Source organism: Anaerococcus faecalis, assembly GCF_013371425.1.
Classification (GTDB): Bacteria; Bacillota; Clostridia; order Tissierellales; family Peptoniphilaceae; genus Anaerococcus; species Anaerococcus porci.
In genome coordinates, this window is the sequence record NZ_JABVBA010000003.1 from 21188 (window position 1) to 42637 (window position 21450).

19 protein-coding genes and 1 riboswitch are annotated in these 21450 nt (G+C 29.0%); of the genes, 7 read left to right on the top strand and 12 right to left on the bottom strand.

What is annotated here, in order from left to right; genetic code table 11:
- The first annotated feature begins 150 nt into the window (after window positions 1-150).
- A complete protein-coding gene (locus HV819_RS03720; protein WP_154539587.1) occupies window positions 151-1425 on the top strand; it encodes a glucose-6-phosphate isomerase in 1275 nt (424 codons plus the stop codon).
- Between the two features lie 472 nt (window positions 1426-1897).
- Here the strand turns inward: HV819_RS03720 and HV819_RS03725 are convergent, their stop codons facing one another.
- A complete protein-coding gene (locus HV819_RS03725) occupies window positions 1898-2686 on the bottom strand; it encodes a hypothetical protein (protein WP_176269543.1) in 789 nt (262 codons plus the stop codon).
- Between the two features lie 144 nt (window positions 2687-2830).
- On the opposite strand from HV819_RS03725, the gene HV819_RS11555 reads away from it, so the two are divergent.
- Window positions 2831-2887, top strand: a complete 57-nt coding sequence (locus HV819_RS11555; RefSeq protein WP_328700347.1) for a hypothetical protein — start codon at window positions 2831-2833, stop codon at window positions 2885-2887.
- 385 nt (window positions 2888-3272) lie between these two features.
- On the opposite strand, the gene HV819_RS03735 is transcribed toward HV819_RS11555, so the two are convergent.
- Window positions 3273-3923 (bottom strand): hypothetical protein, encoded by a 651-nt coding sequence (locus tag HV819_RS03735; protein WP_176269544.1) that lies wholly within the window; start codon window positions 3921-3923, stop codon window positions 3273-3275.
- 67 nt (window positions 3924-3990) lie between these two features.
- On the opposite strand from HV819_RS03735, the gene HV819_RS03740 reads away from it, so the two are divergent.
- Together HV819_RS03740 and HV819_RS03745 are read left to right on the top strand one after the other, a co-directional pair.
- On the top strand, window positions 3991-4869 hold the full coding sequence (locus HV819_RS03740) for a hypothetical protein (RefSeq protein WP_154539591.1): 879 nt from the start codon (window positions 3991-3993) through the stop codon (window positions 4867-4869).
- A gap of 143 nt (window positions 4870-5012) precedes the next feature.
- A complete protein-coding gene (locus HV819_RS03745) occupies window positions 5013-5585 on the top strand; it encodes a GNAT family N-acetyltransferase (RefSeq protein WP_154539593.1) in 573 nt (190 codons plus the stop codon).
- A 445-nt stretch (window positions 5586-6030) separates the two neighbouring features.
- Here the strand turns inward: HV819_RS03745 and HV819_RS03750 are convergent, their stop codons facing one another.
- From HV819_RS03750 to thrS, 6 genes are all read right to left on the bottom strand, one after another.
- The gene (locus HV819_RS03750; RefSeq protein ID WP_328700348.1) at window positions 6031-6645 is read right to left on the bottom strand and encodes an endo-alpha-N-acetylgalactosaminidase family protein; all 615 of its coding nucleotides are present in this window, start codon (window positions 6643-6645) and stop codon (window positions 6031-6033) included.
- Between the two features lie 138 nt (window positions 6646-6783).
- Entirely contained in the window at window positions 6784-6960 is a 177-nt protein-coding gene (locus tag HV819_RS03755) for a hypothetical protein (RefSeq protein ID WP_176269545.1), read from the bottom strand.
- Between the two features lie 307 nt (window positions 6961-7267).
- Window positions 7268-8626 (bottom strand): MATE family efflux transporter, encoded by a 1359-nt coding sequence (locus tag HV819_RS03760; protein ID WP_154539597.1) that lies wholly within the window; start codon window positions 8624-8626, stop codon window positions 7268-7270.
- A 119-nt stretch (window positions 8627-8745) separates the two neighbouring features.
- Window positions 8746-9936 (bottom strand): peptidoglycan bridge formation glycyltransferase FemA/FemB family protein, encoded by a 1191-nt coding sequence (locus tag HV819_RS03765; protein WP_154539599.1) that lies wholly within the window; start codon window positions 9934-9936, stop codon window positions 8746-8748.
- 128 nt (window positions 9937-10064) lie between these two features.
- Window positions 10065-11243, bottom strand: coding sequence for a carboxylate--amine ligase (locus HV819_RS03770; protein ID WP_154539601.1), 1179 nt, complete (start codon window positions 11241-11243; stop codon window positions 10065-10067).
- Between the two features lie 8 nt (window positions 11244-11251).
- On the bottom strand, window positions 11252-13177 hold the full coding sequence (gene thrS / locus HV819_RS03775; protein WP_154539603.1) for a threonine--tRNA ligase: 1926 nt from the start codon (window positions 13175-13177) through the stop codon (window positions 11252-11254).
- 542 nt (window positions 13178-13719) lie between these two features.
- Here thrS and HV819_RS03780 point away from each other — a divergent pair.
- The 3 genes from HV819_RS03780 (at window position 13720) to HV819_RS03790 (ending at window position 16976) form a co-directional block, all read left to right on the top strand.
- Window positions 13720-14421, top strand: a complete 702-nt coding sequence (locus HV819_RS03780; RefSeq protein WP_154539605.1) for a GntR family transcriptional regulator — start codon at window positions 13720-13722, stop codon at window positions 14419-14421.
- A gap of 734 nt (window positions 14422-15155) precedes the next feature.
- Window positions 15156-16097, top strand: coding sequence for a 2-keto-3-deoxygluconate permease (locus tag HV819_RS03785; RefSeq protein WP_176269546.1), 942 nt, complete (start codon window positions 15156-15158; stop codon window positions 16095-16097).
- 208 nt (window positions 16098-16305) lie between these two features.
- Window positions 16306-16386: riboswitch (THF riboswitch) on the top strand.
- Window positions 16387-16427: 41 nt separating this feature from the next.
- A complete protein-coding gene (locus tag HV819_RS03790; RefSeq protein WP_154539609.1) occupies window positions 16428-16976 on the top strand; it encodes a folate family ECF transporter S component in 549 nt (182 codons plus the stop codon).
- 356 nt (window positions 16977-17332) lie between these two features.
- Here HV819_RS03790 and HV819_RS03795 read toward each other — a convergent pair whose 3' ends face one another.
- Genes HV819_RS03795 through HV819_RS03810 form a run of 4 tightly spaced genes read right to left on the bottom strand, consistent with a single transcriptional unit; the run spans window position 17333 to window position 21449 of the window.
- Window positions 17333-18673: a dicarboxylate/amino acid:cation symporter gene (locus tag HV819_RS03795; protein WP_176269547.1), complete on the bottom strand. Its 1341-nt coding sequence runs from the start codon at window positions 18671-18673 to the stop codon at window positions 17333-17335.
- A gap of 22 nt (window positions 18674-18695) precedes the next feature.
- Entirely contained in the window at window positions 18696-19460 is a 765-nt protein-coding gene (locus HV819_RS03800) for a DeoR/GlpR family DNA-binding transcription regulator (protein WP_176269548.1), read from the bottom strand.
- Window positions 19461-19502: 42 nt separating this feature from the next.
- Window positions 19503-20486, bottom strand: coding sequence for an aldo/keto reductase (locus HV819_RS03805; protein ID WP_176269549.1), 984 nt, complete (start codon window positions 20484-20486; stop codon window positions 19503-19505).
- Window positions 20487-21449, bottom strand: coding sequence for a carbohydrate kinase family protein (locus HV819_RS03810; RefSeq protein ID WP_176269550.1), 963 nt, complete (start codon window positions 21447-21449; stop codon window positions 20487-20489).
- Window position 21450 lies beyond the last annotated feature (1 nt).

Consider the following 21450-nt stretch of genomic DNA (forward strand, 5'->3'; position numbering starts at 1 on the left):
ATATACCTTTCTTTAAAAATGTCAATAATGATTCTAAAGTTTTAATCATTCTAAAATAATGAAAATTATTATCATTATCAACAACCTTTTCCTTTATTTTTTTTATAATTGCTCATATTTTGGGTATAAATAAAAAAAGGAGGATTTGTAATGAATATAGATTTTACTAATGTTGACCTTACAGGTCTTGACTCTTACAAAGACAAAAGTCTCGATGCATTCAAAACTTTAATCGAGAAAACAGGAGAAGGTAGTGACTTTTTAGGTTGGATTGATAGGCCAGTTGACCTAGATATGCAAGAATATGAAAGAATAAAAAAAGCTAGCAAGAAAATCCAAACTAATTCCGATGTACTTGTAACTATTGGTATAGGAGGATCTTACCTTGGAACAAAAGCTATAGATTATGCTATGGCAGGCTATTTTAGAAGAGAAAATGGTACTCAATTAGTATATGCAGGACATCAACTATCTGGCGAATACCTCTATGACCTACTTGATTTTCTAAAAGAGAAAGAATTTTCTGTAAATGTCATTTCAAAGTCTGGTACTACGACAGAACCAGCTATCGCTTTTAGATTTTTAAAGGAAATGGCCGAAGAAAAATATGGTAAGGAAGAAGCTAAAAATAGGATTTTTGTTACAACCGACAGACAAAAAGGAGCTTTAAAGGATTTAGCTACTAAAGAAGGTTATGAAACTTTTGTTGTACCTGATGATATAGGCGGAAGATTTTCAGTAATTTCGGCAGTAGGTCTTCTTCCTTTATGTGTAGCTGGAGTTGATATAGACAAATTTGTTGATGGTTTTAAAAATGGTCGCAAAAAATATACTATTAATTCATTCGAAGAAAATGATGCTATAAAATATGCAGCTATTAGAAATATGCTTTACGAAAATGGTAAGGATATAGAAGTTTTAGTAAACTATGAACCTAAACTTAAGTATATTTCAGAATGGTGGAAACAATTATTTGCAGAAAGCGAAGGAAAAGATGGCAAGGGACTTTTCCCAGTATCTGTAAATAACACTACAGATCTTCACTCCCTAGGTCAAATGATCCAAGATGGCAAAAGAAATATATTTGAAACAGTTCTTAAGGTTCAAAAACCAGATAAGGATATTACAATTAAAGAGGATTCTGATAACCTAGATGGTCTAAATTATTTAGCAGGAAGAGACCTTTCTTATGTAAATGAAAAGGCCATGGAAGGTACAATCTTAGCCCATATCAAGGGAAATGTTCCAAATATTCTTCTTACTATAGATGATGTATCTGAAGAAAGTTTGGGAGAACTTTTATACTTCTTTGAAGTAGTTGTTGGAGTAAGTGGCTATATGCTTGGAGTTAACCCATTTAACCAACCAGGTGTAGAAGAGTATAAAACCCAAATGTTCAAACTTTTAGGAAAACCAGGATATTAAATAAAAAAATAAGACCTCAAAGACTCTTTGAATTAGAGATTAAATAAAAACTAAATTAGGAAGTCTTTAGGTGGCATGATAAAAGGCTATGGGTTTATGATTCATAGCTTTTTTCTTTGTTATATAATAATTAATATCTTCTAATTACTTGACTAATAGAGGAATGTATAGGAATATGTATAGAAAAGTGAAGGAGAAAAACATGAAAAATCAAGAATTAAAAAGACAAAGCTTTATAGAATATACCTAAGAAAAATCAAAAAATTAAAGACGTACTTTTAGATATGGCTAAAGAACACTCATATGAAATTAAAGAAAGAGGAGACCTTGAAAGAAAAAATAATGATGCAAAAGATTTTCTAGATATACCAATTTGATCTTTAAAGAGAATGCTTAAAGAAGATTATGAACTTGGAAAGATAAATTCTTAAATAAATGAAAAAGGCCATGAACGAATCATAGCCTTGAATTATTACATATCTTTTATAGAAGATTTTATATGTTCTCTTTCTTCGTTTGAAAGATTGTATTTATCAAAAAGCTGTTCATCAATTTCATTAATAGATTTTGTCCAGTCGATATCTGACTCAGAAGTAAAATCTTGAAGTGGAACAAATCTATATACTATTTGAGTAGTGTTTTGAGATGATTTAACCAAAGTAACCATAAATCTCAAGAATTTACTTTCTAAATATTTTTTAAGATTCTGTGCTTCTTCGATTGTTTCAAACTTTCCAATTGGTATTAATGAATCCGTACAGGCAGATTTTTTCTCGCCGATATATGGTTGACCAATCACCTTTTTATCAGTATGAGGTGCTCCAGCAGATTTTGATATGAAAACTTTATATGAGTTAAAAATGTCAACATTCTTCTTTATTTTATCTTCTATGATATACCTTATTTCATTAGCTTTACACCTGAGTTCGCAAGCACCTTTGAACATATAAATTGATGCTACTTTTTCCACAACACTTTGTTTCCCAATAATTCCGAAAGCATTTCTTCCTTTAGTTATTTCAGTTAAAGGACGAAATTCTTCTTTTTTTACTTTTTTTAGGATGCTAAACTGATATTCGTCTGTAAGTATTACATCTATTCCTTTTATAAATAGTTCTCTTTTTTTATGAATACTATTGCCATTTGTATGCTTTATAAAATCTAATTCACCAATATGTTTATTTGATGATATAAAATAGCAAATCCCCCCTTTAATTTCTACAGAATTAAAAATGTCATTAGTATCTTCAGTCAAGTCCATAATATTGTGTAAAATTTACTAGCACAATTTGTATAGTTATTCTATAATATTATACCAGTTTGTACAAACTAATTTTCACATTAATGTGAAATCATTCCTAAAATTTGTAAGGAAGTACATGATATTAAAGAACTTAATCCAGAAATAATAAGAACTTTTGTAGATAAAATTCATGTAGAACAATCAGAAAAAGTTCAATGAACAAATCTTAAAAGACAACAATTTGATTTTATTGGAACTTCATCGGTAAAATTGACATATAAAAACCGGCATAAAGGTTAATATCTTCATGCCGATTAAATTTTAAGGAAATTAATCCCTAATTAAAAGCCACCAATGGACCTTATTTTTACTTTCTTGTAAATAAAAGCATAAAAGGAAAAATTCATCTTTATATTAATTAAAAACAAAATAAGAATAAATATATAAAAATAGGACTGTTGCACAATGAATCAATCATTTAAAAAATCATCACAAACTCCTCCATTATTATTTGACCTCCATAAGCGGCAGGCTATTATAAGTTGTCTATGAATAACTTGTAATTATATAACAATAGAAATTCATATTTTTTGCAACAGCTCTATCACTTATTTTTGTCAGCATATTTCAAAGCACCACCTAAAATAGCATTAATGAAGTCTCTTGATTCGTAGATTTTATAGTAGCTTAGTTTCTTATCTAAGATAAGTTTAGCTGTATTTTCTTCTATAGTTTGGTTTTCATTTGAAAGTTCTCTTACAAAACTTTTATGAAGATTTTTGTCTTTTGGGTTAAGGGTGTCAAATACATCTATGTAGCAAACATTTTTGACGTCAACTTCTACTTCAAGTCCATCACTTGCCTTTTTTATATCTTTTACTGAAACTTTGAGATTTGCATAATTTGCCTTTAAGAATTCTTTTTGTTCAGGCAATTCACTAGAATATGATTCAGATAAGACTTTGTTGATTTTACTCACCTTATCAAAATACTTCTCTTGAGCTTTTATATCTTGTTCTTTTATACTAAGTACGGCCTTATCAATAGACCTTTGAGGAGTGTTATAGAATTTTTCATATAGGAAAAATGGAGATATAATAAGTATTCCAATGACTAAAAGCCTAATGATTCCATTTCTTTTATTTTTCTTTTTTCTTATATTTCTTCTTTTGTTCCTATCATGTTTTTGATAGGGAGAAGTTTTTCTTTCTCTTGATTTTTCAGCGAAAATTTCACTTCTTTTTTTCTTAGCCATGATTTATCCTTTTAACAAATAATTTTCTTTTAAATCCCTATTATTATATAATTAAAGTGGTGATACTATGAAAAAACAAAAATTAATAATAGCAGATATATTGGCTCTTATTTTAAGCCTTATCATGATATATTTACCCTTATTTACAAATAAAGAAACTTTTTCCTGGATATATTATTCATATATTACGGCTTATTTTGCATCCATTTTTTCAAATACTAAGGATAGAAAGGTCCTATTCTTTTTCATTCCTCTTATATCTTTAAGTTTTATAAGAGCTTATATAATAGGATTTGACCCTACTAAGCCTAGAATTTTACTTAATAATTTATCTGAAATAATTGCATCTAATTACAAAATAATATTGCATATATTTATATTATATCTAGTAGAAAGGATTTTAACAAAAGTATTTGGAGCCTACTTTACAAAAATATGCGGGATAATATTATTTATCCTTTATTTACTATGCTTTAATACATCTTATCTTAAAGGTTTAAGTCCTTTCAATAAATATATGTTTTTTGGCTTTATATACTTTATCTTTGCAAGAATTAACCCTTCAAAAAAGATAAACCCTTATCTTTACATAATAGCTTTTCTTATCTTTATAATTGAAATTTTTATTATAGATAAGACTAAGATTTTTATAGGATTTTCTATAGGTTTTCTACTCTTAACCTATCTTATTTTAAAGGCTGATATATATGAGATAGGCTTTGAAAAGTACTTTTTAAATTCCCTTTTGTATCTTTTTGTACTTATTAAATTTCTTTTAGAAAATCTTTTATATCTTTCTAATTTAAACCTATATATTTCAGCTACTATAATTTCATTTTTTATAAGCATAATTTTTTACCAATTTAGGATAAAGATTTTTGACTATCTTTTCTTGGGAGTTCACAAAGATAATGCTAAAATAATAAAAAGTAAAAAAAGAGCCTAGTTATTGAATCTTAATTTAGATTTTAAAAAAATTATTCGAAAAAGTATAAAGCTATAAGTATAATCTATGGACTTTTAATGTGCTATTAATTTTTAAATAAATAGCATAAAAGCTTTAATATAATTTAAAAATTGGGGGATATTATGAATCCAGACATAAATATTACTGGTATAAGATTAGAAACAAATTCGCTTATTCTAAGACCTTTTAAAAAAGATGATCTTAAAGATTTTAATGAATATGCAAAAATTCCAGGTGTTGGGGAAATGGCTGGTCGGACTCATCACGAATCTATAGAAGAGTCATCAAAAATTTTAGATATGTTTATTAACGGAAAAAAGACTTTTGCTATAATCAAAAAAGAGACTGGTAAAGTTATAGGTTCATTTGGCATAGAAAAATATAAGGAAGAACTTGTTGGAGAAAAATATAAAAATTTAAAATGTAGAGAAATAGGCTATGTCTTAAGTAAGAATTTTTGGGGTAAGGGCTATATGACAGAAGCAGGTCATGCAATCTTGGAATATTGTTTTGATACTCTAGAACTAGATGCAGTATTTTGTGGATATTTTAAAAAAAATACTCAATCAAAACGTGTAAGTGAGAAGTTAGGTTTTAATTATTTATTAGAGCATTTCTTCTACACTAAATATGGAACTAAGGAGCAAGCAATATTAACTGTAATTCATAATAGCCAATGGAGAAAACAGCTTTAGATATTTTGTTAAAGTGATTAAGAAGACTATAGGAGTGTTGCCTAATATTAACTTATCAATTAAATCATCACTTTTAATTTGAGGAATTTCTTGTTACTTGGGATTATTTATAGTTAAATCTGTGATAAATAATTTAGTATCTTATAAAAATCCTAAAAAAGAATAATATTAAATAAGGAAGCTGTATAATATGTTTTTCTATAGTACATCATTTTATTTCTTATTTTGTTAGCATTTTTTCTTGACATAAGTTTTATCCTAATTAGCTTTTTAGCCTAACTATGAGATTTTTATACATAAATTTTACACAGTCATATAAAATTAAAAGGGCTATGAATTCAAAGATTCATAGCCCTTTCAATTTGCGTCTAAAGACTCCTTTAATTATTTAATTTATTGAGTCTTTAGATGCTATTTTTTAAAGAGGATTAAAGTATTACTATTATTATTTTCTTTTTTTACTTATAAATAGTCCAAGTATTGCACTAAAAAGACTTGCTAGGGATAGTTTAAGTGAGTCGTGACCTTCTGATCCATATCCTTTTAAAAGAACCATTTGTCCAAGTCCATCCGTATTTAGGTAAACTTTCTTAATCCCATCAAGACTTGTTAAGAATGGATTTTGGGCTTGAGAACCAAAGTTCATGGCTATTCTTTGACCTACTAAGTCTTTTACGTATTCATGACCCATTGGGTTATTCATTATATCCCTATAGGCTATGGCTCCATCTTGCCAGTCGATTTTACCATCATCATTTAAGTCATCTGCAAAAGCAATCTTTGCTGATGGTTTTATCCAAGTTCTTTCATCAAATACTTTGTAGCTACAATCCTTATTTTTATAGGCAAGTTGGTAGATGTAGGAAGATGAGTTTATTCCCAAGAAATTTTCATCCCCATAAGTTTTCTTTTCTATGGTAAGCCTAGTATAATCATCTGATCCACCACCATAGTTAAATTGAGAATTTGACCACACAGCTGCTGAAAGATTCTTATTGGTTACAAATCCATACATGTAACCTTTCTCTTCTATATCATTCATAGGATTATCAACATCTATATGGACATCTCCCCTCTATAACTTCTTTACTGGTATCGTTTTTTTCAGTAGTATTTAAATCATTCTCAGTATTTTCCTCTAGATCTTTTTTTATATCTTCTTTTGTATTTTCTTCGGCTTTATTAGAATCATCTTCTGCTATAGACTCGTCTTTTTAAGCTCTTTTATAACTTCTTTATTTTCTATGTTTGAGTCATTTACTACATCTTCTTGTGCAAAAGACTCACTAGAAGCTATAGTTAAAACTGATAAGGAAATAACACAAGCTAGAATTTTTTTAGGTAGTTTGTTCTTGACAAGATATTTTTCTTTCATATCGTCTCCTTTATATCGTTTTCCTGATAATTAAAAATATGGTAATTACCACTTCTTATATCAGAAAGGAATTATTTTTCTTTATCAAACGTTTTTTTTGATAAATGCTCACTATTAGAGCTTATAAGTGCTTTTTGACAAAGAGAAGAGACTGTTGCAAAATTATGAATTTCTATCCTTGCATCATTACAAATTACTCACAGACAATTGAGGATAGCTTAACATCTCATGGATGTAAAATTGTCGTGGAGGAGCTTGTAATAATTTTGGAAAGATTAATCATTCTGCTACAGTCCCATTTTTTAATTTATAGATTTTTTTCGATTTTTTGCTTATAATCACGTCTTAAAAAATATACACAATAAAATGCCGCAAAAAATTCTGCTATTATAAAGGATATCCAAATCATATTTATATTTCCTGTCCTTTCTCTTATAAAGTACATAAGAGGAAGAAGGATTATAAATTGCCTTAAGAAAGGTTCAAATAAAGCTACTCCAGATGATGATAAGGATTGAAAAATTGAAGCACATACTATGGAGAATCCTACTGGTAGGTAGGATATTGAAATTATCCTAATCATAGGTACTCCTATATCCATCATCTTTGGTGTTGCTGAAAACAACTTAAGTATAGGTACTGGAAATACCATAAAAATTATCATGCCAAAAACTATCATAATAGTTGCTGCAGATATAGATAATTTTATAGCTTCTTTTATTCTTTTCTCATTGCCTGCCCCAAAGTTATAAGAAACTATAGGTACCATGGCATTTGATATACCTAAAACCGGCATGAATTCGAAACTTTGCAACTTAAACATTACCCCATATGCTGCTATAGCTGATTGACCAAAACCTGCAAGAATTGTATTTATGAAAAATACTGCAAAAGAAGTTATAGCATTCATTAAAGCTGCTGGAAGTCCTATAGCAAAAATCTCCTTTAAAATAAGATGAGATACAGAAAATCCCCTAAACCTAAATCTTATTTCCTTATTCTTTCTTATATTTAGTCCTAGTCCAACTAAAGCTCCTATGATTTGACCTAAGACTGTAGCGATTGCTGCACCCTTAACTCCCAATTTTGGAAAACCAAAAAGACCAAATATAAAAATCGGATCAAGTATTATATTTATAATTGCTCCAATTCCTTGAGTTATCATTGTATAAAAAGTAAGACCTGTCGATTGGAGGAGTTTTTCAAAAAGAATTTGGAAAAATACACCCATAGAAAATAAGCAAACTATATATAAATAATCTATCCCATAGGATATGATTTCAGGATCTTTTGTTTGCATTCTTATAAAAGGTTCTACAAAAAATAAGGCAATAATAACAAATACAAATGATAAAATACCTGCTAGCATAAGTCCATGGACTGCAACACTTGATGCCTCATCTTTCTTATTCATGCCCAAATACCTAGATAAAAGGGCTGACACACCTACTGATATACCTACTCCAAAGGCTATAATTACATTTTGTACGGGAAATGAAATTGTAACTGCTGTAAGAGCCTTTTCTGAAAGCCTTGCTACAAATATTGAGTCTACTATGTTATATATAGCTTGAACAAGCATTGATATAATAATGGGAATACTCATCTCAAACAAGAGCTTGCCCATAGGCATATTCCCTAACTTTTGTGATTTTACTTCTGCCATCTAATCTCCTTTCAAAAAATAAAAATAACGGCAAGTGCCGCTATTTAAATACCTATATACTTACTTTATTAAATTTAATGAATATTGCAAGTCATTTTCAAAGTTTTTTACATTTTATTTTAGATGTTACTTAATTTATTTTTACTTTTTTTTAAAAATAAAAGACTCTTATATTTTTTTGGAAATGGATAATAGATAAAAGCCCCTGTTTTCCTTACTATATATCCATTAAAGTTTTGTTTAAACCTTAAAACTCCATCTGAACCATCATAAACCCCATCTATCCCAAAGAAATTATAGGTTTTAATTCCTCTTTTCATAATTCTTTTCATCGCTTCAAATTGTAGGATAAATGGTCCTGGAAGTTTTTGATATTTTGTTAAAGATCCCCCTAAGAAATATATAGCTTGATTGTTTTGATAAACTAGGATCATATTAGCAAGAGGAATTATATCACGACTTGCATCTTCTTTTAAATCTTTTAAGCTTTCTATTTCATTTTTTAAAGAATCTCTTCTTTGCTTATTCTTATTATTCTCTTTTATACCAGATAGTATTTCTTCAAGTCTTTTTATAGAATTATTTAAGTTAATTTCTGCTACTAGAAACTCTTTTTTATCGGAAAACTCATCATAGAAAGTATTATAATAGTCTATAGACTTATCCCCAAAGCCTTGTCTTTTAGCAGTTTCAAGGGTTAAACTTTTAAAATCTTCCATTTCATTTTTTTTAATTTCCCTAACTCTTATATCAAGCTCCTTAGCTTTTTTTATTTTTCTTTGGGCATTTTTATTAAATGAATTCAAAAGATTATCATAGTCATCTGGTAGAAAATCAGACAAATCTTTTACGAATTGATAATCAGGTGATCCATCATATTCAGGAACTGTCCCATCATTTCTTATATATCCAAGCTCTTGCATCTTATAGAAGGTAGAATAGTCTTCATCTGTTAATGGCTTTCCCTCTTGGTCATACTTTCTGAAATCTTTGTCAAGCTTTATTACAAGTTTTAAATATCCATTTTCTTTGGCATAATCTTTCATTTTATCATAGAAGAGATATTCATATTTTTCATTATAAGAACTTGCACCTACCATAAAGTCAATTCTTTTCCCGCCGAGAAAATTTCTAATAAAGCTAAGACCAACAGCAAAAATTTCTTCATCCTCTACGAGAGCTAGAAGTTTAGTTTCCCTATTATTACTTTCTAAAGAAGCTTTCATTTCACTAGTTTGCAAAAAAGAATAAGTTTCTACTTTCTTTAAAAAATCATCATATTTATTTCTTGAAATTTCTTTTATTACCATAATTGCCTTTCCTATTTAACTCTTATTATATATATGATATCATATATTAGCTCAATTAATAAATAAGAGCAATTTATATATTTTAAAATCCCTATAAAAACAAATAACGGCCGAGGCCGTTATTATTCTTATCCAAAAATTTCTTTTTCAGATTTTCTTATATGTCTTTTTAAAATTATTTTTCTTTCAAAAGAGTTATCATATTCCATTATATTTGGATTGGCTGTGTTTATTACTCTTTCTTTATCATTAAATTCATCTAATAGACTCTTGTCCATATGCTCTTCTAAGCATTTTTCACTTAATTTTATTAGCCTAAATTTCTTAGATGGCTCTACCAATTCACTTTTTCCATATCCTAAATCATTTATAGCAAGTTCAATTAAATTTACTCCAGCAAGAGTAGAGTAATAGAATGTCCTACCTTGTCTTTGGTTCATCTCTAAAACAAAGATTTCTCCAGTATTTGAATCCATCTTAAAATCCAAGTTAAATAAACCTACATAAGCTAGCTTATCAACTATATATTTTGCAATCTCTCTCATCTTCTCATTGTCTGCATCAACTTGAACCAGGTGATTTCCTACCGTCAAAACCCTTTTGTCAGAGATTAGATTTCTTGCAAGAACCATGGAAGTTTCACCCTTAGTAGACCTATATCCATTTAAGGAATACTCTGATCCATCTCCTCCATTTACATATTCTTGTACAATCATCTCTCCCTCGTAACCTGCCTTATAGATTTCTTTCAAAACTTTAATAGCTTCTTCTTTTGATGATATATCATAACCCTTTTGTTTTTTTTCGAAATCAAGAGCATAAAGGGCTGGGAAATCATCAGGCTTCATAAAGATATGTCCTTCAAGACTTAAGCTTTCTATATTATCTTTTCTGATAATTTCAGTTTTCGGATACCTAACCCCTATCTTATCAAGATATTCATAAAACTTTGACTTATAAAATAATTCTTTATAAATTCTTCCGAAAGGATAGGCAGCCTTACAATCAAAGTCTAACCTATCTAAATTCTTACATAGTATATTAAGATATATCTCATTAGGTGCAAAGATTATAAATATTGTATCAGGATACTTTTTTGCTTCTTCATTAAGCATAGTCACAAATTGATCATCATGACTTGAAAATCCTTTTTTATAAGTAAGGGTTGAGATTTTAGTATTTCTATAAACATTTAAAATCCCTGACCCTACCGTAACTGCCTTTTTATTAAAGGCTTCAAAGTAGCTCCTAGCTACAGAGTATGAATTATCGTCCGTACCTAAAACTAAAGCTCTTACTTCTTTCATCATATCTCCTAGAATAAAGACTTCATTGACTTGGAATCTTTTTCTTCATTTAATTTTTCAATAAATTCTTCGAATGAAACGTCTTTTGTTTCTTCTCCGTCCCTATTTCTTACTGTAAGTTTGCCAGATTCTTCTTCTTTTTCACCTACAACTAGCATGTAGTTTGTTCTCATAAGTTGAGCTTGTCTAATCTTATAGCCTACACCCTCACTTCTGTGGTCAACTTCTACTCTAAAACCTTCTTTTTCGATTTTTTTACATAAGTCATCAGCAAAATCAGAATATTTATCAGATACTGGAATTATAACAACTTGTTTAGGATTAATCCAAAGAGGGAATCTTCCTGCAAATTGTTCTGTAATAGATCCTATAAATCTTTCAATAGAACCTAAAAGAGCTCTGTGAAGCATAACTGGTCTTTGTTTTTCACCATTTTCATCTACATATGTTAGGTCAAAGTTTTGTGGCAATTGGAAATCAAGTTGAATTGTTCCACATTGCCATGTTCTTTTAGCCGCATCTTCTAAGTGGAAATCAATCTTTGGACCATAAAATGCTCCATCTTTTGGATTTATTTGATATTCAATTCCACGTTCTATTAAAGCATCTTCTAGGGCCTTTTCTGCAAAGTTCCACTCTTCAATCTTACCCATAAAGTCATCTGGTCTTGTTGAAAGCTCGATTTTATATTTGAAACCAAATGTAGAATAAAGTAAATCGGCAAGGTCAATCATCTTAAATACCTCATCCTTTACTTGACTTGGTAGGCAGTATACATGAGCATCGTCTTGAGTAAATGTTCTTACTCTGAAAAGTCCATGTAAAGCACCTGAAAGTTCATGTCTGTGAACTTGGCCATATTCTGCAAGTCTTATAGGAAGATCTCTATATGAATGTGGTTCTTCTCCATATACTAATACTGAACCTGGACAGTTCATAGGTTTTATTGCATAATTCTCACCATCTATTTTTGTAAAATACATGTTTTCTTTGTAGTGATCCCAGTGACCTGACCTATGCCATAGTTCTTCATTCATAATTAATGGTGTTTTTATTTCTCCATAACCATTTTTCTCAAGTACTTTTGTCCACCAATTTAAAAGCTCATGTCTTAGAATCATTCCATTTTCTTTGAAAAATGGGAATCCTGGAGCTTCCTCATGGAAAGAGAATAGGTTCATTTCCTTACCTATTTTCCTATGATCACGTCTTTTGGCTTCTTCTTGTAATTGTATATATTCATCTAATTGTTTCTTCTTCTCAAAACTTATACCATAAATTCTTTGAAGCATCTTCCTATCAGAATCTCCTCTCCAATAAGCACCAGCTATTGATTTAAGTTTGATAGCCTTTATAGCTTTTGTTGAAAGAAGGTGTGGTCCTCTACAAAGGTCAACAAATACACCATCTCCCATATCATATATTGTAATCAACTCATCTTTTGGAAGATCTTCTATCAATTCAACCTTATAGTCTTGACCTTCTTTCTTGAAATATGATAGGGCATCTTCCCTTGAAATTTCTTTTCTTTCAATTTTGAGGTCTTTTTTTGCAATTTCTTTCATTTTTGCTTCGATTTTTTCTAAATCTTCTGGAACAAACCTATGCTCTAAATCTACATCATAGTAGAATCCATCATTTATAGCAGGTCCTATAGCAAATTTAGCATCAGGCCAGATTTCTTTTATAGCTGCTGCCATTAAGTGGCTTGATGTATGCCAAAATATCTCTTTTCCTTCTTCATCATCAAATTTAACTACTCTAAAATCACAATCTTCATTAATTGGCTCAGCATAGCCTTTAACTTCACCATTTACAACAGCACCAAGAGCTGATCTAAAAAGTCCTTCAGAGATATCTTTTGTAACATCTCCTACTCTTACTCCATCTTCATATTCTTTTACATTTCCATCTGGCAATTTTACATCCACCATATTCTCTCTCCTTATTCTTTAATAATTACTTTTAAATAATAAAAAAGACACATCATCCCAAAGGACGATGTGTCGTGGTTCCACCTTAATTTAAACTCATTAATGTTTTATCGCAGACCTTGCGCTTCCTATTAAGGAAAATATCGGGGGTGGTCTTCAGAATAGTCTTTAATAGAAAGCTTTCAGCTTCTGCTTTCCTCTCTGTAAAAAAGTAAAATCCCTACTCTTCCCTTCAAATACTTATATAAAACTTATGTTTACATAATACTACAAAAAAATTTAATTGCAAATAATTTTTAAAAAAGTTTATTTGCCTAAGAAAATATTTATAAGAATAAAAATCTATTGTAACTTATATAAGCATGAGTTATGATTTTTATCTTTCCAAATAAGAACTTCTCTTTTACCTAAATAAATTCTTATCTTAATAAATAATGTTTAATTCTGATTATTTTTCATAAAAAATATTGCTAATCGAAAAATATTTTCACAATTTATATAGTATGTGATATAATACACGCATGATTAAATAAGGAGTTATTATGGTTTTAACTAATACAAAAATTAAAAGAAAATTTATAAAGGATGAAGCTTACGATATAATCTCCGAGCAAATTATAAGGGGTGAGTTAATGCCTAAGACAAGACTTAGGATAAATGACTTATCTAAAGACTTGGGGATTTCTAGAACTCCTGTAAGGGAGGCCTTATTAAAGCTTGAAGATGAGGGACTTGTTATGACTAAGGCAAATAGGTGGACTATGGTTGCCCCTATTAATATCAAAGAAACCTTGGATATCTATCCAATTATTTCAAGTTTAGAATGTCTTTCACTTAGGTTAGGTTTTAAAAGGATTGATGAAAAAATAATTAAAAAATTAGAAGATGTTAATGAAAAGATTAAACTTAAAAGTAAGGAAAAAGACCAACTTGAAATTTTAAAACTTGACGAAAAATTTCACAAGATTATTATAGACTCGTCTTTAAATGATGAAATTTATCCTATAATTGAGGGTCTTAAGAGAAAGGTAAAAAGAGTTGAAATTTACTTTTTTGAAAGCCATAAGGATCAATTTACAACTTATGAGGAACATAAAAAGCTTATTGAGTACTTAAAGGATAAAGATTTTGAAAAATCTATAAATGCCCTAAGAAAAAACTGGGTCAATACCCTTGATAGTCTTGACGAAATTACTGAAGACATTGAGGTAGATAGTGATGAAGATTTGTTACCAAATAATTAAATTATTAAGAATAAAATTATTTTAAATATAGTATACTGTCAAACTTAAATTAAGATAGGCCATTTTCTAATCTTTTATAAATATAATACTTAAGATAAAGGATATAGCTTTTTAACAGTAATAGTAGCTATCTAATAGGCTTACAACTTTCTTGTAAGAGTCAATATTTGCCAAATGTAATTAATTTTGTGTACAATATTGATCCAAATTTATACTTCAAAGATTTGCAAATATGGTAAAATTTTAAAATCAACTTATTCTTAGTTTTTGCTATCTTATTTTACTACAGATATAAGTTAATTATGATAGTGATTTTACTTTAATAGATTTAAATTAAGGCTTTGTGTAAATTTTCTATTTTTAGGCTTTAAATTTTCACAACGCTTTTAATTTTAACTAATATTAAAATGACCTCTTCTTTAATAAGTAAGTTTACAACAAAATGTATATTTAACTTATCCTTTACAATTTTAATGCTATATTTATACTATATGATATTATTGAAAATATATTCTAAATTATTTTTATTATTATAATTAATTATTCATTACTTACTTCAATGATATATCTATATTTTTTATTGCTCCCTAAACCTGACAAGGATTTAGGGAAACAGTAATCCAAATTTAAATAATAATTAAGTTTTGAAATTTTCTTAATATTAGATTAGGAAAATTATTTTTTATTTAATATTAGTGATTTTGGGTATCAATTTATAGTTAGGAGATGATTATATGCTTAAATTCATGAAAAAAATCCCGGGCGGACTACTTTTAATACCAATGCTTATATCCGCCCTTTTTCATACTTTTTTGCCTGACTTTTTTGTGGTGCCAGGCATAACAGAAGCCCTTTTTACCACAAAAGGAACTAATTATATAGTAGGACTTATTTGTTTTTTATCTTCAACTGCTATTGATATAAAAAATATAAGCAAGGTTTTAAAAAAACAAGGTACAATCCTGCTTCTTAAGATTTTCCTTTGCTTTATATTTGGAATAATTTTTATAAAAATCTTTGGACTTGATGGAGTCTTTGGCATATCTGCCCTAGCCTTTATTACTTGCATTTGTTCTATTAACCCATCCCTTTACCTTGCCCTATCTCACGACTATGGAAATAAAGATGATGAAGCAGCCTTTGGTCTTACAGGAATTCTTTGTGTACCAGCCTTTCCTATCTTGGTTTATTCTATATCTAAATCATCTGCGATAGATCGGACACCTGTAATATCTGTACTTATACCAATTGTACTTGGAATATTGATAGGAAATCTTGATAAAGATATGGCTAAATTCTTCACACCTGCTGTAACTATCCTTACTCCTTTTATGGGTTGGTCTTTTGGAGCAGGAATAAATATTATAGAGGCCCTAAAAGCAGGCCCTCAAGGAATACTTGTTACAATATTATTTTACCTATTGATATTTCCTCCAATATTTTTCTATGAGAGAAAAATCCTTAAGGAAAATGGAATTACAACATTTGGTATATCTTCCATAGCAGGACTTTCTGTATCAGTTCCAACTATAATTGCCCATACAGATAAGAGTATAGGCCTTATAGCCAATACTGCTACAGCTCAAATAGCCCTAGGAGTTGTCCTAACAAGTATTATAACTCCAATTCTTACGGGCATTTATACAGACAAGAAAAAAATAAAGAAAAATACTTAAAAAGAATAGAGTCTGTTGCAAAATTATAAATTTCTAATGTTTCATCATTACAAGTTACTCATAGACAATTTGAGAATACTTCTATCTCAATGAAGTCCAATTGTCGTGGATGATGTTATAATGGCTTTGGAAAGATTGATTCATTTCTGCAAATGTCTTCTTTACTTTTTTTAGTATATGTACTATAATTATAAACAAAATATAAATTGGTAGAGTAGGACTAAAGCGTTAAGTGCTAGAAAATGGGATGTTGTTTCTAGACGAAAGATTTTAGTCCGCATCCGCTACCATCATATCCTATGATGGCAGACTACCAAATAGGAGGAATTTTTGAAAAATCTTAAAAACATTAGAACTATGATATTGCTATCATTTTTTATAGCCTTATCAGTTGTAGTATCCAAATTTTTTTCTATCACTACAATGAGCCAAAAGGTTGGTCTTGGCTTTATAGTTACAGCCCTTATGTGCTCAATTTTTAATCCATCACTTGCAGTTATTGCATCTATAATAATTGATCTTGTGGCAAATCTTTTATTCCCAACTCCTGGAGGTTTTTACCTTCCCTTTGTTATTACTAAGATTGCTTCTGCCCTTATCTATACTTTCTTTTTGTATAGAAAAGAGATTACAAGAAAAAACATCATATGTGCAACTACTCTAAACACCTTGATTACAAGCTTATTTTTAAATACAATCTGGGTAAGCCAGCTTACTGGAAATCCCTTTATAAGCCAATTTTTATTAAGGATACCCTCTATGGCCTTTAACTATGTCTTACACACCATAGTTTTAGTTATAATCTTGCCAAAACTTGCACATCTATTAAGAAAAGAAGTAAAAAGACTAGGTGCTCAGCCAGAAAATGCACCTTATTAAAAATTTTTAAAAACAGGGATTATTGAAATTAACCCATAATATGGGATAAGTTCATATAGGCCCTGTTTTTTAGTCTATTATTTATTAAATTTTCATTTTTCTTAAAATTTTATTTGCTAAGAAAAAAACACTATATTTAAAATTAATAATTTCATCCTCTAAATCTAGATAATTTATTTTCTAAATACCCCATTTATTAATTAAATATCTTATAAGTTTTAATATAGTTTTTATAAATATTAAACAAATAGATAGTATGATTTGACTAGCTTAATTTAAATAAACACTTATGTAGTTAAACAAAAACTTTAAATTATAATAAAATCTTTACTCTATTTCATCTATCAAATATAGATCTAATTATAATATACATCCTCATCAAGCTCCCCCTCACGTTTATTAATTATTACATTTGTTGTAGCATCCCCAACCACATTTAAAGTAATAACAGCCATGCCTGGTAAGTAATTCATTGCTAAAACTAATGAATAACCAATCATTGCTAATTCTGAATTCCAGCCAAGACCACTCATAACTACGTAAACCATTGTAGTACCTGCAACTGGTATAGCTGGCGTACCAATGGCCATACATATCGATAAGAATCCTGTAACTATAAGAGTCATCGATGTGACTTCAATTCCAGCAGCAGTACCTATAAATGTAATAGATATCATGTGCATTAATGTGGTTCCGTTCATATTAATTGTCATTCCAGTTGGAAGCACAAAACTTGTTATTTCTTCTGAGCAACCTAATTCTTCATTGCATGTTTTAACATTTATAGGTAAAGTAGCAGCAGATGAATTAGTTGCTGCAGCAAATAGTGCTACTTTTGAAATCTTTTTCATAAATGGCAATGGATTAAGTTTAGTTGTCAATAATATCCCTATAGGATATATTGTTAAAAGTAATAGAATTGATGTTAAGGTGGTTGCTACCATCCAAACTAAAGTTGGTTTTATGTACTCTACTCCATATACTGCAAGGGCTCTTGTTACCATACATAAGATAGCAAAAGGACTTATATAGTTAATTAAAAAATTAAGATACTTTTGAATTAATTCATTAAATGAATCAAATAATTTTTCTATCGGTTCTGCATAGTCACCCATAAATATTATACAAACTCCCATAATAGAGGATATTACAACAACAGATAATATTTGATTGTTAAATGTTAATGCATTAAATATATTATCAGGAACTGCATTTATTAAAACTGTAAGCGGATTATATGCCTCCATTGTAGTTAATTCTGTAGCTTCATGAGTGGGAAGGTTAACATCAAATCCACCAAAATTTTTAATAAGCATAGCAATAACACCAGCTAAGAATGCAATAATAATATAAAAACATACGAAAGTAAACAATGTTTTTATAGCAATGCTTCCTAGTTTTTTTGGATTTCCTAGTGAGGATATAGCTAATGTTAGAGATGTTAAAACTAGTGGTACAATCGCTAATTGTAATCCTCTCATAAACAATTGGCTAATAATATAAAGTATCCCAACACCATCAAATCCCTTTGACTTTGTTACATCAACTAAAAACATAGTGTTAATAAACTTCCATATATCACTTTCAGTACCTAATCGTTCTCTAATTATAATTAACAATCCACCAAGCAAAAAACCAAAAATTAAAGATATAACCATCTTATTAACAATTGACATTTTTTTAATTGATCTCGTCATTTATATCTCCTTTCAGTAATTTCTAATATAATAATTTTATATTATTATCCTTACAATAATTAACCCATTCAATATTAGGTTCACTATCAGTAATAATATAGTTAATAAATTTTAAATCAGTTAACCTAATAAATGCTGTTTTGTTAAATTTAGAATTATCAACTAGTAAAGCAACTTCATTAGCACATTTAATCATCTTTTTCTTTACAGATGACTCATTATCATATGAATCTGTAATTCCGTTTATAATATCTACACCTCGACAGCTTATTATCGATAATTCAGCATGATAATTTTCTATAGTTCTTTCAGCTGTTTCACCATGAAAAGAAATAGTATTTTTATTATAAATACCTCCAGTCGATATAATATTTGGCTTAAAATCTTTAATCTCTCTAAATATAGCACAAGAATTAGTTACAATTGTTAAATTTTTATCATTTTTTAATGACTTTAAAGTTTCCACACAGGTAGTACTTGAATCACAAAATAACGTTCTTTTATTTTTTATAATATCTCTTGCAAATAAAGCAATCTTTTTCTTCTCATTAGTGTTTGCAATTTGTCTTTTATAAAAATCTATCTCGCTTTTATTTGTTTCATCATCTTTAACCCAAATTGCCCCACCATGAACTCTTCTTACACAGCCTTTTAATACTAATTTATCTAAATCTCTCCTAGCAGTTTCATCAGTTATAGACCATCTATCACTTATTTCAGAGACAGTTATCTGATTTTTGATTTCAAGTAGACTCTCTATTTCATTTAATCTAATACTATTACTCATTATTCCCCCTTTTTAGACAACTAATTAGGAGAGAAATTACTATTAATTTGCACAAATTTCATCTGCTAATTTTGTCATATACTCAATATCTTCTTTTTCAATTTCTAGTTCTGCTGAGATTACATTCTCTTTAATCTCACTTACTTCTGATGCACCAGATAATAAGTTAATATTATCATTCTGATTTATAATCCAAGCTAGCGCTAAATTTGCTATAGAACAATTGTATTTTTTAGTTAGTGGTTTCCAATTATTTAGCATCCAAACAACTTTTTTTAGATTTTCTTTTTGCCACCAGAACTTATTAGCTCTTGCTCCTTTAGGCATGTAATTTTCATCAAATTCTCCTGTTAGTAATCCTTGCTCTAATGGAGAATAAGCTTGAAATGTAATATTGTTTTTAATACATAAAGGCATTATATCTTTTTCGACCGATCTTTCTAGAATATTATATTTTAATTGAACGATATCTAGTTGACCTGATTCAATATATTCTTTAATCTGATTATAATCCACATTAGCAGCACCTATATATTTTATCAAACCTTCTGATTTTAATTGCTCTAGAGTTTTTACAACTTCAGAAATTGGTGTATAAAATGGTTCAACCGCTTGCCAATGTGTCATGTAAACATCTATATAATCAGTGTTTAACCTTTTCAAGCTATCTTCTACTTCTTTCCTTATTGAGTCTGGCGTTAATAATTTATATAGTTGTCTTCCCCCAACTTTATTAAACAGAGCACCTTCTCTATCCCAAACAATTCCACATTTTGTAATTAAACATATGTCTTCTCTAGAAATCTCATTAATCGCTTTCCCAACAATTTCTTCGCTTTGTCCAAAATTATATCCAGGAGCTGTATCTATTACATTAATTCCATGATTTACAGCTTCAATTATTGTATTAACAGATTTATCAATATCAACCTCAGAATCCCAAGCTGTACCAGCTCCCATAGCCCAAGTTCCAAGTCCAAGTTTTGATATTTTTCTATCTGTTTTCCCTAAATTTATATATTGCATTTAATTTTTTTCTCCTTCCTGAATAAAATATCTATTTAGATTTTCATTAAATTGCTTTCTAGTTTTTATCCCACTAGTTGCACCTAAAGATTGTATAGATATACCTGCTGCAACATTAGCCATTTGAGTACATTCCTTAATGCTTAATCCTTCAACCAAACCTGTAATAAAACCAGAAGCAAAATTATCACCAGCCCCAATAGTATCGATTGCTGTTATACCATGCATAGCTGGTATTACAGCTTTAAATCCACTTTCATTTTTAATATAAGCCCCTTTAGAATCAATCTTAATTACAACACATTTCACACCATAAGATAATATATCGTCAGCAATTTCATTTATATCATTTTTATTTGTCATTAATCTAGCCTCATCTATATTTGGAAAGAAAAAATCTACTAATTTTAATGAATTCTTAATATCATCGAAAGTTTCATTATTTCTTGGCTTTATCATATCAGCTGTAATTATCATATTTTGTTGCTTAGCTCTACTTAAAATTTTAACTAGCTCTTCATCACGTAATAACGGGTTATTAAAAAAACTTCCATATGATAATATTTTTGCATCTTTTATTAAGTCTAAGTTTAAATCATCAATTGTAGTTTTCCATAAACTACCATTTTTACTTGTTATAAATGTTCTTTCACCATCATGCGCTACCAATCCAATATTTATAGATGTATTGATACCATCTTTAACTGTGATTCCATCAATATCTATTAAATTGTTTCTACAGTGATTAAGTATGAATTTTCCAGCTATGTCATTTCCAACCATTGAGATTAATTTAACTTTTGAACCTAATCTCGAAATTATTGTAGCCTCATTTAAAGCATCTCCTCCTGTTGTTAAAGAAATATTCTCAAGTGGATAAGATTCACTTTTAAAAACTTTTTTATCTACTGGTTGTAGAGGCACATCTACAACAGATGCGCCTAAACATATAACATCCACCATA